The organism is Limnospira sp., assembly GCF_051859755.1.
GTDB lineage: Bacteria > Cyanobacteriota > Cyanobacteriia > Cyanobacteriales > Microcoleaceae > Limnospira > Limnospira fusiformis.
Genome location: NZ_JBIMLI010000110.1, coordinates 1 through 12708 on the forward strand (window position 1 = coordinate 1; position 12708 = coordinate 12708).

The 12708-nt window shown below is 43.1% G+C and carries 12 protein-coding genes and 1 pseudogene; 9 read left to right on the forward strand and 4 right to left on the reverse strand.

From position 1 onward, the window contains the following. Positions 1-280: 280 nt before the first annotated feature. Both rlmN and ACTIE0_RS17215 read right to left on the reverse strand, forming a co-directional pair. Entirely contained in the window at positions 281-1321 is a 1041-nt protein-coding gene (rlmN, locus tag ACTIE0_RS17210; protein ID WP_006669944.1) for a dual-specificity RNA methyltransferase RlmN, read from the reverse strand. Positions 1322-1345: 24 nt separating this feature from the next. After that, positions 1346-1744 (reverse strand): hypothetical protein, encoded by a 399-nt coding sequence (locus tag ACTIE0_RS17215; RefSeq protein ID WP_006625575.1) that lies wholly within the window; start codon positions 1742-1744, stop codon positions 1346-1348. A gap of 370 nt (positions 1745-2114) precedes the next feature. Here ACTIE0_RS17215 and hslO point away from each other — a divergent pair, with 370 nt between their 5' ends. The 7 genes from hslO (at position 2115) to ACTIE0_RS17250 (ending at position 10965) form a co-directional block, all read left to right on the forward strand. After that, positions 2115-3044 carry an Hsp33 family molecular chaperone HslO gene (hslO, locus tag ACTIE0_RS17220; protein ID WP_006625576.1) on the forward strand — a complete coding sequence of 310 codons (930 nt, stop codon included), beginning with the start codon at positions 2115-2117 and terminating at the stop codon, positions 3042-3044. 266 nt (positions 3045-3310) lie between these two features. Continuing rightward, on the forward strand, positions 3311-5533 hold the full coding sequence (locus tag ACTIE0_RS17225; protein WP_006625577.1) for an AAA family ATPase: 2223 nt from the start codon (positions 3311-3313) through the stop codon (positions 5531-5533). Between the two features lie 71 nt (positions 5534-5604). After that, a complete protein-coding gene (locus tag ACTIE0_RS17230) occupies positions 5605-6123 on the forward strand; it encodes a pentapeptide repeat-containing protein (protein WP_006625578.1) in 519 nt (172 codons plus the stop codon). A gap of 218 nt (positions 6124-6341) precedes the next feature. Further along, positions 6342-7592 carry an ABC transporter permease gene (locus ACTIE0_RS17235; protein WP_006625579.1) on the forward strand — a complete coding sequence of 417 codons (1251 nt, stop codon included), beginning with the start codon at positions 6342-6344 and terminating at the stop codon, positions 7590-7592. 197 nt (positions 7593-7789) lie between these two features. After that, on the forward strand, positions 7790-8923 hold the full coding sequence (locus tag ACTIE0_RS17240) for a DUF262 domain-containing protein (RefSeq protein WP_006669943.1): 1134 nt from the start codon (positions 7790-7792) through the stop codon (positions 8921-8923). Then, the gene (locus ACTIE0_RS17245; RefSeq protein ID WP_006669942.1) at positions 8920-10029 is read left to right on the forward strand and encodes an AAA family ATPase; all 1110 of its coding nucleotides are present in this window, start codon (positions 8920-8922) and stop codon (positions 10027-10029) included. The genes ACTIE0_RS17240 and ACTIE0_RS17245 overlap by 4 nt, the downstream gene beginning before the upstream one ends. Beyond that, positions 10030-10965 (forward strand): hypothetical protein, encoded by a 936-nt coding sequence (locus ACTIE0_RS17250; protein ID WP_006625583.1) that lies wholly within the window; start codon positions 10030-10032, stop codon positions 10963-10965. A gap of 84 nt (positions 10966-11049) precedes the next feature. On the opposite strand, the pseudogene ACTIE0_RS17255 reads toward ACTIE0_RS17250, so the two are convergent. Further along, positions 11050-11613: pseudogene (locus tag ACTIE0_RS17255) on the reverse strand (Uma2 family endonuclease). A gap of 176 nt (positions 11614-11789) precedes the next feature. On the opposite strand from ACTIE0_RS17255, the gene ACTIE0_RS17260 reads away from it, so the two are divergent. After that, positions 11790-12020 carry a type II toxin-antitoxin system HicB family antitoxin gene (locus ACTIE0_RS17260; protein ID WP_006625585.1) on the forward strand — a complete coding sequence of 77 codons (231 nt, stop codon included), beginning with the start codon at positions 11790-11792 and terminating at the stop codon, positions 12018-12020. An 83-nt stretch (positions 12021-12103) separates the two neighbouring features. Next, positions 12104-12235: a type II toxin-antitoxin system HicA family toxin gene (locus ACTIE0_RS17265; RefSeq protein ID WP_006625586.1), complete on the forward strand. Its 132-nt coding sequence runs from the start codon at positions 12104-12106 to the stop codon at positions 12233-12235. 232 nt (positions 12236-12467) lie between these two features. On the opposite strand, the gene ACTIE0_RS17270 is transcribed toward ACTIE0_RS17265, so the two are convergent. After that, positions 12468-12599: a hypothetical protein gene (locus tag ACTIE0_RS17270; RefSeq protein ID WP_006625587.1), complete on the reverse strand. Its 132-nt coding sequence runs from the start codon at positions 12597-12599 to the stop codon at positions 12468-12470. Positions 12600-12708: the final 109 nt, after the last annotated feature.

A 12708-nucleotide genomic window follows, 5' to 3' on the forward strand; every position in this document is an offset into this window, starting at 1 on the left:
TTATTAACGGGGAACCTACTTTGTGCGAGTTTCTCAGTTTCAGGGGGAAACTATTTATGCCTTGGAATTGTCAGCCATTCCCCTGGATATTTGAACCCAAGGGGTAACTGTTAATTATTAATTATTAATTATTAATTATTAATTATTAACGGGGAACCTACTTTGTGCGAGTTTCTCAGTTTCAGGGGGAAACTATTTATGCCTTGGAATTGTCAGCCATTCCCCTGGATATTTGAACCCAAGGGGTAACTGATAATTATTAATTATTAATTATTAATTATTAATTATTAATTGTCTGAGAAGCCCGCAGTTGACCGCAGGCGGCATCAGCATCTAAACCGCGAGAATAGCGAACGCTGACTGCTACCCGTCGCTGTTCCAATTCCTTGAAAAAATCCTGTATTTGTGAGGGACTAGGGCGCTGATAATCCACCTCATTAATGGGGTTATAGGGAATCAGATTAACATGACTTTGAAAGCCCCGCATAAGGCTGGCTAATTCGGTGGCGTGGCTAGGTAAATCATTAACTCCAGATAACATCACATACTCAAAACTTACCCGCCGCCCGGTCAATTTCACATAATCTCGACATTCAGAGATGAGGGATTCTAGGGGATAGGTTTTGGCGCTGGGAATCAGTTGTTCTCGGAGAGTTTGATTAGAAGCGTGTAAACTAACAGCCAGGGTAATTTGTAGCTGATATTCGGCTAATTGGCGGATGCGGTTGGGAATGCCTACGGTGGAAAGAGTAATCATTCGCTGTCCGATACCAATATCTCTATTTAAGCAGGTAATAGCAGCGATCGCATTTTGAGTATTAAGTAAAGGTTCCCCCATACCCATAAAGACAATATGGCTGACACGGCGTTGGAAATCTTCCTGAACCGTGAGAACTTGATCTACAATTTCATGGGTTTCCAAGTTACGGAAAAACCCCCCCTTTCCGGTCGCGCAAAAATCGCAAGCCATGGGACACCCCACCTGAGAAGAAACACAAACCGTTAAGCGGTCATGGGTAGGAATGCCGACAGTTTCAATAATTTGACCATCGGATAATTTCAGCAAATACTTAATCGTGCCATCACTAGCAACCGCGCGATAATGAATAGTTGAACGACCAACGGGTATGGTGGCTAATTGCGATCGCCACTGTTTGGGAAACACAGTTATTTCCTCAAGGGATTTAGCCCCTTTCTGATAAATCCACTGATATAATTGCTTTCCCCGATAAGCTGGTTGTCCCTGTTGCTGAACCCAATCAGTCAGTTCAGGTAAAGATGTCCCCAGTAAAGGTTTAAAAGCTGGTTCAACTGCGATCATAAATAGCTACCCTGTGCTTAAAAATTAATCGGCTGATTGTGGCTTTTTAGTTAACAGAAATCCCCGTAACTGAGTGAGATTAACCGTTTGTCCTAAATTGAGAGGTAACACAGAAACACCTTCTAAGCGGGACTGTACCCAACCCTCTCCCCAATACCATTCATGAAAGCCATCAATCCCCCCACTGAGGAGAAACCGCAAACAGTTAGACTCAGCCACATCAACATAATGTTTAATGGTCACCGGACCCAGTGAACTGGTGAACTTTAGACCCACATTAAACTGTTGGGGGAGTCCTGATGAAAATTGCACAGGCCACAACCACTGTTGAACGTGGTGGGGATACAACAGACTTTCGCGAATAGTCGCCTCGGAGGCATCTACCTCAATCCTTAGACTGCTTTTTTGAAAACTACCCAGCATAAGTCACCATGATCAAACCAGTTAGCGATCGCACTTGTCGGATCACAAACCACTCCCCATTATAGCAGTTCTAGTAGGGTGCGTCATAACCAGAAAATGGCAATCATCACCGCCCATCTCGCCAACTGACGCACCTCACCCATGGTAGCCTATCCGGTGCATCATAACCGGAAAACCAGCACCATGACCCCAAGACAAGGGATATCTAGGGTTAGGGGAAATTAATTATTTGTTTGTGATGATGAGTAAACCCGCTTCACCCCTCCGGCTATCAAGGAATAGGGCGCAGGCGGGAACTAAATGGATAATGGATTATGGATAATTGTAAGTTGTAAATTGTAAATTGTCAATCATCAACTTTCCAAAAACTATGGCTGATCAACTTATACGTGCTACAGCGGCTGACGGCGGTATTCGCGCTGTGGGGGTAATTACCACTCGTCTAACGGAGGAAGCGAGAAAACGGCATAAACTATCCTATGTAGCCACAGCAGCCCTAGGACGGACAATGGCAGGGGGTCTGTTGCTGGTTTCTAATATGAAGCGTCCCGAGTCACGGATAAATCTTCAAATTCAAGGGGACGGACCCTTAGGAGGTATTGTAGTCGATGCGGGACTCGATGGCACTGTGCGGGGTTATGTTGGGAACCCAGAAATCGAGTTAGCGCCCAATGCTTATGACAAACTAGACGTTGGCAGGGCAGTGGGTAAAAATGGTTATGTTTATGTAGTGCGGGATGTTGGCTATGGTTATCCTTACTCCAGTACAGTTGAACTGGTGTCAGGAGAAATCGGCGACGACCTGACCCATTATCTGGTATCATCAGAACAAACCCCATCAGCCTTAGTGTTAGGGGTATTTGTGGATAAAGAAGGCGTACAGGCGGCTGGGGGGCTGTTATTACAGATCCTCCCCAAAGCTGCCACTGATTTAGCACTGATAGAGTTATTAGAATCGAGAATTGGTGCCTTATCTGGTTTTACGCCTCTGTTGCGCGCCTGTCAAACTCTCCCCCATATTTTTGAGCAATTGCTAGGAGATTTGGGGTTAAATATTCTACCGGAAACCCAATTGCTACAGTTTCATTGTGGCTGTTCTTTTGAACGGGTTTTAGGTGGTCTCAAGATGTTTGGACAAGCTGAACTACAAGATATGATTGAAAAGGATAGCGGCGCAGAGGCTAAATGTGAATTTTGTGGCCAGATTTATCACGCCACTACGGAAGATCTCCATAAGTTGATCCGAGACTTGAACCAGGATCACGATCAGTTGTCCGAAAAGATTGGCAGGGTTTTATAGAAAACTTCCCTAGGGGATTAGAAGCCAAGGCTAAAATACAACCTGTTCAGAAATCATCTGATCACCTCTCAAAGTCCCTCTCCGTCTCTGGGATCCAGATTTAGGGTGAGGGTAATGTATTAAGCGACTGGTGAACAAGCTGTAATTCCCTAGGTGGGGTGATTGCGATCGCTTTCCTAACAGTGCTATAAAAATCAAGCAGCACCTTACTTTTTCCCCGTGGATAGTTGGTAGGGGGTGAATGCAGCGTGAGGATGGCTTAACCTATGATTGACAGGAAACCGAAACAAAACCGTTGGCTGGAATTGCGTTCCCCAAAAGTGGCGACACCACCAGCGATATCTGACAGAGTAGGGTCGCCACCAAAATTGGTGCGGGGAAGTTCTGAACAAATACAGCCACAACGTAAAAGCCGTAAAGAACGGTTAAAAGAACTGCGGATGCTGCTAGAGTCGCAAAGCATGAATCAGCCACCCTCACCACCGCCAGAACCGGAAGTCGTGCAGCCAGAGCCTACTGTATCATCAGCTTTGGTGACAGTGGTTCCCCCAACTGTTGAACCGGAAACGCCTTCACCAAAGAGAAATAACCCCATTATGGCATCTCTGCCGTTGTTGGGGTTGCTGTTGGTGTTGGCGACTCCCCCAGGGGTGGCTTATGTGGCTAGTACGTTACTGTTGCGATCGCCTGCTTTACCTAACTGTCCTAAGATTTTTTGGCCACTGGCTTCGGCATCTCTGCGTCTGTACTGCGCTGAAATGGCTGCCAGTAAAAACACTTTAGATGATTTCCTCCTAGCCTTTGAGTTGGTGAGTGTCCTGCCAGAAGACCATCCCCTCCGCCCGGAAATTAACCGCCACATTGACAAATGGTCGATCGGTATTATGAATTTGGCAGAGTCTCAGTTTCAAGCCGGAGAATTATCTGAGGCAATTCGGATAGCGAAAAAGATTCCCCCGCAAACTTCCGCATCAGCTAGTGTAGAACAGCGGATTAAACAGTGGCAAGAAATTTGGAAAAAGGCTGAGGGTATTTACCGCAAGGTTGAAGATTTGATGCGCCGAGAAGAGTTGAATTTGGCATTTAGGGAAGCTACCCAGTTATTGAATGTGGGGAATAATTACTGGGAAACGGTGCGATATCAGAAATTAACGGATTTGCTACAGATAGCCAGGGAAGATAGTCGGAAATTGGCAGAAGCCCGAAGTTTGGGGAATCAAGGGGGGGTTAATAACCTATTACTGGCAATTAAAAAGCTAGAGGAAATTTCTGATCAGAGCTATTTGCAAGATCAGGCGAAAAAAGAAGTTTCGGCTTTGAGTAAGTCGATTATGACTATAGCGGAAGATATCCTGAATCAGGGTCAATGGCAAGAAGCGATCGCTACGGTGAATAAAATTCCCACCAGTGCTAACCTGACCGAGGAGGTTAAGGATTTTATCGTTTTAGCCCGCGCCCATGTTCCGGCGCTGCTGGATACCCCAGAAGGACTGACAGATGCGATCGCTCAAGCGGGTGCTATTGAACGTAATCGGCCGTTATACTGGAAGGCACAACAATATATTCGGGGCTGGCAGCAGGAAATTGCTGATCTGACAATTCTCAATGAGGCGGAAAGATTAGCCCGTAGCCAAACTATACCGGATTTAAGGGCGGCGATCGCTAAATTGCAACTAATCCCGGTTTCTCATTCCCGTGGTAGTGAAGCCCGGAAAAATATTAGCCAATGGAATCGGAAAATTGAGGAAATCGAAGATAGACCATTATTGGATATCGCGGAACAGTTGGCGAGTTTTGGGGATGTTGATTCTCTCAAGGCGGCGGTAGAAAGGGCTTCTCAAATTGGTCGTGGTCGGGCATTATATGATGAGGCTCAAGAACAGATTAAAGAGTGGCGTGTCAGAAGTGAGCGCCTAGAGTTTCAACCGGTTCTCGACCGCGCTCAAGAATTAGCCGCCCAGGGTGATTTTGCTAATGCTATTGCTGTGGCTGAACAAATTAGACCCGGTTTATTGATGTACGAAAAAGCCAGGGCTGATATTAACCAATGGCGATCGCAATTACAGGATATCCAAAATTTAGAAAATGCCGAAACTTCTGCCATTCCTGGCACTATAGATGGGTTAATTCGTGGCATTCAATTAGCCGACCGAGTTTCTCCTTCTGGTTCGTGGCGTTGGCGTGCAGATCAGCTCATTAATGATTGGAGTCAAACCTTATTTACTCGCGGATTAGATCAGGCGATTTATGATATACCTGGGGCTATAGAAACCCTAAAAATGATTCCCCCAGGTAGTACCGTTTATAATTCCGCTCAAGCTCAAATTTCCGATTGGCAATCTTGGTTAAACCCACCGACTCCGGTTCCCAATCAACAGCCTACTCCGCCTAGGTCAGTATCTCCCAATATTGAATTTGAGCAGCCACCCGATCTAAACAAACCAATTAGATGGGATAACTCCATTGATGACCCTCAACCACGCCTTTAAAAAATTCGCCCAAAAATTAACCACAATTGGGGTTGATTGACCTTATAATTGGGAGCAAAAGAACTACAGGCATGACTTACTGGGACAAACCATTACCCCATAAAATCCTAACCCCCGCCGAACTACTCCAGCTTTATGCTAGTGGTAAACGAGGGTTCATCGGCGTAGACCTACAAGAGGTAAACCTCGAAGGAGCCAATTTAAAAGAATTACTCCTCTGGCAGGCTAACCTCAAATCCATTAATCTCCGTCGCGCTAATCTTAGCAACACCCATCTATTTGCTAACCTCTGTAAAGCTAATTTGTCCGACACCGATTTAAGCAATGCTAAACTACTTTATTCTGACCTGAGAGAAGCCAACTTGACCAGAGCTAAATTGTTCAAAACCAATCTCAAAGGGGCAGATTTACGCGGTGCCAATTTAAGCTACGCTAAACTAGCATACGCTGACTTAACCGAAGCAGATTTACGCGGCGCAAACTTCTCTAATTCCGTTCTATTTTCAGTCACCATAAATCGCGCTCATATTGAAGATGTTGATTGGAGTAAAACTACTTTAGTTAAAACCAATCTCCGGGATGCACTATAATTCAATTAGCTTCTGTAGCTTCTGTCTCTGTCTCCCCCCAAGGAAGTGAGTCAGTTACACGAGTCGCCGCTCACCATAGACCTCATAACTTTCTCGTCCCCACTCAAGACTGGTACATCAGCTAACTCAGAAAACCGATATTTAACCCATATTCAACGGAATTGTCGTTGATATCTCTGTCAAGCTAAAATACCAGTTATAGTAGTTACTGAATAATTATGGCTTCCATTGCTCGCAAAAACCTCATCGAAGATATTCCCCGCTTCCTAGCGGCTCAGGCTGGGATTATGTTTGCGGTGAGTTTAGTTACCATTCAAAATGGCATTCTCAACGGATTTGTGCAATCCTCATCCATGCTGATTGATAGATCTAGCGCCGATATTTGGATTACCTCCGAAGACATGGTGCATCTCAATCTGACCATGCCACTAGCCCTAGAACAACTCACCAAAGCCCAAAACGTTCCCGGTGTAGAACTAGCAGAACCTCTAATTTTTCAAAGTGCGCGTTGGCGCGATCCGACTGGTCAAATTCAAGCGATTAATTTAGTCGGTTCTAACCCTGACGGGAAACTGTTTGCTCCCTGGAATATTATTGAAGGAGATTTGGCATCTCTCAAACAACCATATAGGGTAATGGTAGATGAGAGTAATTTAAACTCCCTACGGGTTAGTGGCGTGGGAGATACGGTTACTATTTCTGGCTTAGAAGCCAAGATTGTCGGATTAACTCAAGGGACTCAACCCATTGTTAATAGTATTTTCGTCTTTACTTCCCTGAAAAATGCTAACGCCTATGTTAGTGTACCTCTACAAACTCAGACCCGATGCACTTTGGAGAATGGCAATCTTAACTGTGTTAATGTTTTTGATGATTCTGGCGATCGCCAAACCCAAACGGATATTTCTCCTGAACCTAGACCCCTAACATTAACCGACCCGATTACTTATATTTTAGTGAAAGCCAAACCCAATCAAGACTTACAGGAACTACAAGCGGCATTAGAAGCTACTCTCCCCAATACACGCGCTTATACCAGAGAAGAAATCGCCGAAAAAATCCAAGAATACTGGCAAAAACGCACCGGAGTGGGTTTCGTTTTGAGTTTAGGGGCTGTGGTCGGAATTTTGGTGGGTATGATTGTGGTAGCTCAAATTCTTTATGCTTCCGTCGCTGACCATATCAAAGAATTTGGTACTCTCAAGGCTATGGGCGCTCCCGATCGCCTGCTTTATTCTGTGATTTTAGAACAGGCTTTTTGGATGGCTGTTCTCGGCTATATCCCCGGAATGGCTCTCTGTTTAGGTGTCGCCAGTTGGGCTTCTGCTACCCAAGGTATTCTGATTTTGATTACCCCGGCTTCTGCTGTAGGGGTGTTTTTCTTAACTTTAGTAATGTGTGGCGGTTCAGCTTTCTTTGCTATCCAAAAAGTCACTCGCGTAGACCCTGCGATCGTCTTTAAGGCTTAAAAATTTCTCTATAAAAAGGTTGACATATAGAAAAAAATACTGTTATTTTCCCGTGTGTTTTATATAATTGTAAAATATTTCAATATTTTGTGGTAACATAAAATACCCCGTCATTCCTGAAATTAATTAATGAATGGATAGCATGATCATCGCCAAAAAAAATCATCAATATATCGTCAATATTAGGAGACGACTCCATGACAGAAAATAATAACTTGAATACAGATTTTGATGACGAGATAGATATCGATGACGAGGTAGAAAGCAACGATGAGGGACTCAATGAACCTTTTGATCCCACAAAAATTCGGGTTGACACTCGTAAAATAACCATCGATCTCGTCCTCAAACGGATTGAGTATAAAGAGCTAGATTTAGCTCCTGATTTTCAGCGTCAGGCTATCTGGACTAACGATGCAAAAAGCAGACTCATCGAGTCTATTTTAATCCGCATTCCCTTACCTGCCTTTTATATAGATGCCACTGATGATGATAAGTGGCTAGTCATTGACGGCTTACAAAGACTAACGGCCCTCAAGCAATTTATCTTTGATCAAACCTTAGTCTTAACGGGACTTCAGTATCTCAGCGAACTTGAACATAAAAAATATGATGAACTTCCCCGCAAATATCAACGTCGTATTCTGGAAACTGAATTAACCCTCTCTACTATTGAACCAGGAACACCTCCAGCCGTTAAATACAACATTTTCCGTCGAATTAATACAGGAGGAGTACCGCTATCCCCGCAAGAAATTCGTCATGCTTTAAACCAAGGTAAGGTTACAGAAATGTTAAGACGTTTGGCGAAGTCTCATGAATTTTTAAAAGCTACTAAATTCAGTCAGTCAAAAAAACAAAAACGAATGTCTGATCGGGAATTTATACTAGGTTTTATGGCTCACAAAATTTATGGTTACACCAAATATAAAAACTTTGAAAGTCGTGATAAATTTTTAGTGGAAACCATGACTATCATTAACCAGAAGATTTCTGATGATAAACTCGAACAAATTGAGCATGATTTCACCAAAGCCATGATAGCTGCCTATGATATCTTTGGGGACGATGCTTTTCGCAAGCTATCCAACAACACCTCCCGACGCTATCCAGTGAATCAAGCATTATTTGAGGCTTGGTCTGTCAATTTAAGCCAGCTTAAAGATTCAGAAATAGAAACCTTGAAACATAAAAAAGATGATGTCATAAATCGCTTTAAGAACTTAGTAGATTCTGATGATGAATTTCTGGAATCCATTTCGCAAGTCACCAACAAAGTAGATATTCGATTTAGTCGTATTGAAAACTTAATACAAGAGGTATTGACATGATTAAATTATTACGGTTGCAAAATTTTAAGTGTTTTGAAGATAAATCCCTAGCCTTCCAAAATCTGACACTGTTATCTGGATTAAATAGTAGTGGCAAGTCCTCTATTTTACAAGCATTGCTATTGCTGCGCCAATCTTATCAACAAGACTTATTACTCGATACAGGTTTAGCCCTAAATGGTGATTTAGTTTGTATTGGAACAGCACAAGATGCTCTGTTTGAAGGAGCTACAGAAGATTTCATCAGTTTTGAGATTATCTGGAAAAACGAAACTGAGGCAAAATGGTGTTTTAAGTATAATCGAGAAGTAGAAGTTTTAGAAATTAGCGAATCCACAATAGAAGACGAAGCCGAACAATACAATTTATTTAGCGATAAATTTCATTATCTTCAAGCAGAACGAATTGGTCCACGTACTTATCTAGAAATATCAGAATCTCAAGTCCGACAACATAGACAACTCGGTTCTAAAGGACAATATACACCTCATTTTTTATCTGTTTATCGAGATGAGATTATACATCAAACATTACGCCATCCTGATGAAGAATCTATGACGCTCACTAACCAAGTAGAAGCATGGATGGGAGAAATTAGTCCGGGAACCCGAATTAATATCAAAGATAGTTCGGATTTAGATTTAGTTAGTTTGCAATATTCTTACGGGTTGAGCAACCTCTACCGGGCTACAAATGTAGGGTTTGGGATTAGCTATACTTTACCGATTATTGTCGCAATTTTAGCCTCAAAACCAGAAACCTTAATCTTGCTAGAAAACCCAGAAGCGCATCTACACCCCAAAGGACAAGCCAAGATGGGAGAGTTGTTGGCTCTCGCGGCTAGTTGTGGAATTCAGATTGTCGTAGAAACTCATAGCGATCATATTTTGAATGGTATTCGTTTAGCCGTTCACAGCAGAAAACTTGCTCCGGGTGACGTGCAACTACATTATTTTGAACGGAAAGAAATGCGAGGAGAATCGAATATTGAGGTCGTCTCACCCCACATTGATCAAAATGGACGCATCGACCAGTGGCCCGATGGTTTCTTTGATGAATGGGACAAAAGTTTGGAGGCTTTATTAGAACCCGTAGGAGAAGAGTAAATGACTGTAGAAATGGTATTGAATGAACTTTCTCTGCGGACTCTTGCAGCAGATATTCCCACAGCCAGACAATGGATGTCTGTATTTATTCAAACTTTACGTCAAGCAACCCGTAGTGGTGTTAAGAGAGTAGTTCGTACCCAAGATGATATCAATAGCATACAACTTGCTCCCGAATATCCTCTCGCCAAATGGCGCAACGATCCCCAAGTCAATCGCGAAGAACAACGTTTTTTTCGATCGTTGACAACAAAAGCTCCTTTCTGGACTGATGTTGCTGAAGATATTAAAAGTAAGTTTGATTTATCAGATATTTCCTACAGAGGTAACGTCGCTCCCGGACTAGGTTTTGCATGGGTTAGTGATTCATTGGCTGTGAGTCTACTTTCCGAACCCATCTGGAATGAGAGTCATTTAACACTAGATATTATCCAATTGGATGAAAATGATAATTTAATTGAAGAACAAGTAAACGTTTTTCATGCCAGTCAAACTCAGCATATTCCAGCACATATCAACTGGATTCAAAATCAAATACGAACCAGCGTAAGAGATGGAGGAGATCTTTGGCAACGTCGAGACGATTTATTTCCTCATTTGGAGTTTTGTCCAGCAGTAAAGCAACAGATGAACATTCTTCGTTATGGTGATCCGATGCTAACACAGGTCAAAAAACGATTATTTGAACTTGAAGAAGCTGCCCAAAATTGGACGGAAGAGGGATTTAATTTAGACACTCTTTCTAGCAAAGCCACCCCAGAAAGTGATTCAAGACTGCAAAATTTTCAAAATCAACTAACGATTGAATGTCCCGATGATCAATGGCGTTTATTTAGTTTACACTTGAGAATGACTCCTGGGGCTTGGAGACTCTATTTTTTTCCGTTAACTCCTGGAACTATTCTTATTGGTTATGTTGGGCAAAAGATTTTATAGCTAAAGAAAATATATAGCGTTTCCTTAACCCATGAGAACAGAGGGAAAGTCAGGGTTAAAATAACAGTTGAAACTTATAAGACGCTATCCTTTTAACCAGTCAAATACTTCTCCTAGGGTTAGTTGAAGGGCTTGGGCGAACTCTGGGACGGGTAAAACCTGTTCCGGGTATTCAAGGACTTGTACTAAATTAGTAGCACTGTAGACAAAGATGCAGGATTCCTAGGGGTCTAAAAGCCAACCCATCTCAGTTCGGTGATTGAGACAGTGGAGAATATTGCGAATGACTTTGGTTTGACTTTGATCGGGAGAGAGAATTTCGATCGCCCAATCTGGCGGGAGATTAAAATAATTTTTGACTCGGCCATCAGCCAGGCGGGAAATGCGTTCCCACTGGAAAACGGATACATCTGGAACCAGCGATCGCCCTCGAAAGGTGCAGCGTAACTAAGGATAAACCCGGGCGACTTTCGGAGGCTTTAATATCCCATTCAAGTGGCTGAGGATATCTCCCGGTAATGTGCTATGTTCTCCTTGGGGCATGGGTTTTTGAATGATTTTGCCGTTGATGTATTCCCTGGCGGGTTGGGTTTCCGGCAATTCCAGAAATTCTGGGAGTGTGAGCGATCGCCCTTGGGTTTGTACCATCATCTTTGACCTGTATCTGATATTTGATTTTAGCCATTTTGGGAAATTGATACAGTATACCCTGGCTTCCGGTTCGAGTTAGGCGATCGCATTGGGGGAAGAAGAAGGCGATCGCTCCAAGATTTGTTAAACTTTAGGTATAATTATAATTAATGTTCCCGGTTGATTCACGGCTAATGCAAAAAACTCGACAGTTAACTGCAATTATTGAGAGAGAAGGCGACGGATATTTTTCTTTGTGTCCCGAACTCGATCTGGCGAGTCAAGGTGACACGGTGGAAGAAGCGCGATCGAATTTAATGGAAGCGATCGAACTTTTTTTGGAGATGGCTGATGCTTCGGAAATTGAACGTCGTTTCAATAATAATGAGGTTTTCGTTGAGTCGATGGAGATTACAGTTGGGTAAGTTGAGGGTTTTATCGGCGAAGGAAGTGTGCAGAATTTTAGAAGAACAGGGTTTCGTCGAGTTGGCGTGGCAGTCATATTATCATGCAACGGCGGGAAGCCGAATCAACAATAACCATTCCCGTTCCCAATTATAAAGAATTAAAAATTGGAACTTTGCGATCGATTATTCGACAGTCCGGTTTGTCTCGTTCTTTATTTGAGATTGATGAATGAACCGGACGTTATATAAGAAGCCTGGTTGATAAATTGTGCGATCGCATTTCCGGTGACTCAAAGAAACCGGGTTTCTACGACCATCTTCGTATCCTCACCTAAGTTTTGGTAAGAAACCGGGTTTCTCAATATCAAGTAGCGATCGCATTTCCGGTGACTCAAAGAAACCGGGTTTCTACGACCATCTTCGTATCCTCACCTAAGTTTTGGTAAGAAACCGGGTTTCTCAATATCAAGTAGCGATCGCATTTCGGGTGACTGAAAGAAACCGGGTTTCTACGACCATCTCGGTATCCTCACCTAAGTTTTGGTAAGAAACCGGGTTTCTCAATATCAAGTAGCGATCGCATTTCCGGTGACTCAAAGAAACCGGGTTTCTACGACCATCTTCGTATCCTCACCTAAGTTTTGGTAAGAAACCGGGTTTCTCAATATCAAGTAGCGATCGCATTTCCGGTGACTCAAAGAAACCC

What these genes read in the sequence shown, in the direction of transcription:
- ACTIE0_RS17240 (WP_006669943.1), top strand. Translation starts at nt 7,790, where the DNA reads ATGACAGAAAATAATAACTTGAATACAGATTTTGATGACGAGATAGAT.
- ACTIE0_RS17230 (WP_006625578.1), top strand. Translation starts at nt 5,605, where the DNA reads ATGACTTACTGGGACAAACCATTACCCCATAAAATCCTAACCCCCGCC.
- rlmN (WP_006669944.1), bottom strand. Translation starts at nt 1,321, where the DNA reads ATGATCGCAGTTGAACCAGCTTTTAAACCTTTACTGGGGACATCTTTA.
- hslO (WP_006625576.1), top strand. Translation starts at nt 2,115, where the DNA reads ATGGCTGATCAACTTATACGTGCTACAGCGGCTGACGGCGGTATTCGC.
- ACTIE0_RS17225 (WP_006625577.1), top strand. Translation starts at nt 3,311, where the DNA reads ATGATTGACAGGAAACCGAAACAAAACCGTTGGCTGGAATTGCGTTCC.
- ACTIE0_RS17215 (WP_006625575.1), bottom strand. Translation starts at nt 1,744, where the DNA reads ATGCTGGGTAGTTTTCAAAAAAGCAGTCTAAGGATTGAGGTAGATGCC.
- ACTIE0_RS17260 (WP_006625585.1), top strand. Translation starts at nt 11,790, where the DNA reads ATGCAAAAAACTCGACAGTTAACTGCAATTATTGAGAGAGAAGGCGAC.
- ACTIE0_RS17245 (WP_006669942.1), top strand. Translation starts at nt 8,920, where the DNA reads ATGATTAAATTATTACGGTTGCAAAATTTTAAGTGTTTTGAAGATAAA.
- ACTIE0_RS17250 (WP_006625583.1), top strand. Translation starts at nt 10,030, where the DNA reads ATGACTGTAGAAATGGTATTGAATGAACTTTCTCTGCGGACTCTTGCA.
- ACTIE0_RS17235 (WP_006625579.1), top strand. Translation starts at nt 6,342, where the DNA reads ATGGCTTCCATTGCTCGCAAAAACCTCATCGAAGATATTCCCCGCTTC.
- ACTIE0_RS17265 (WP_006625586.1), top strand. Translation starts at nt 12,104, where the DNA reads ATGCAACGGCGGGAAGCCGAATCAACAATAACCATTCCCGTTCCCAAT.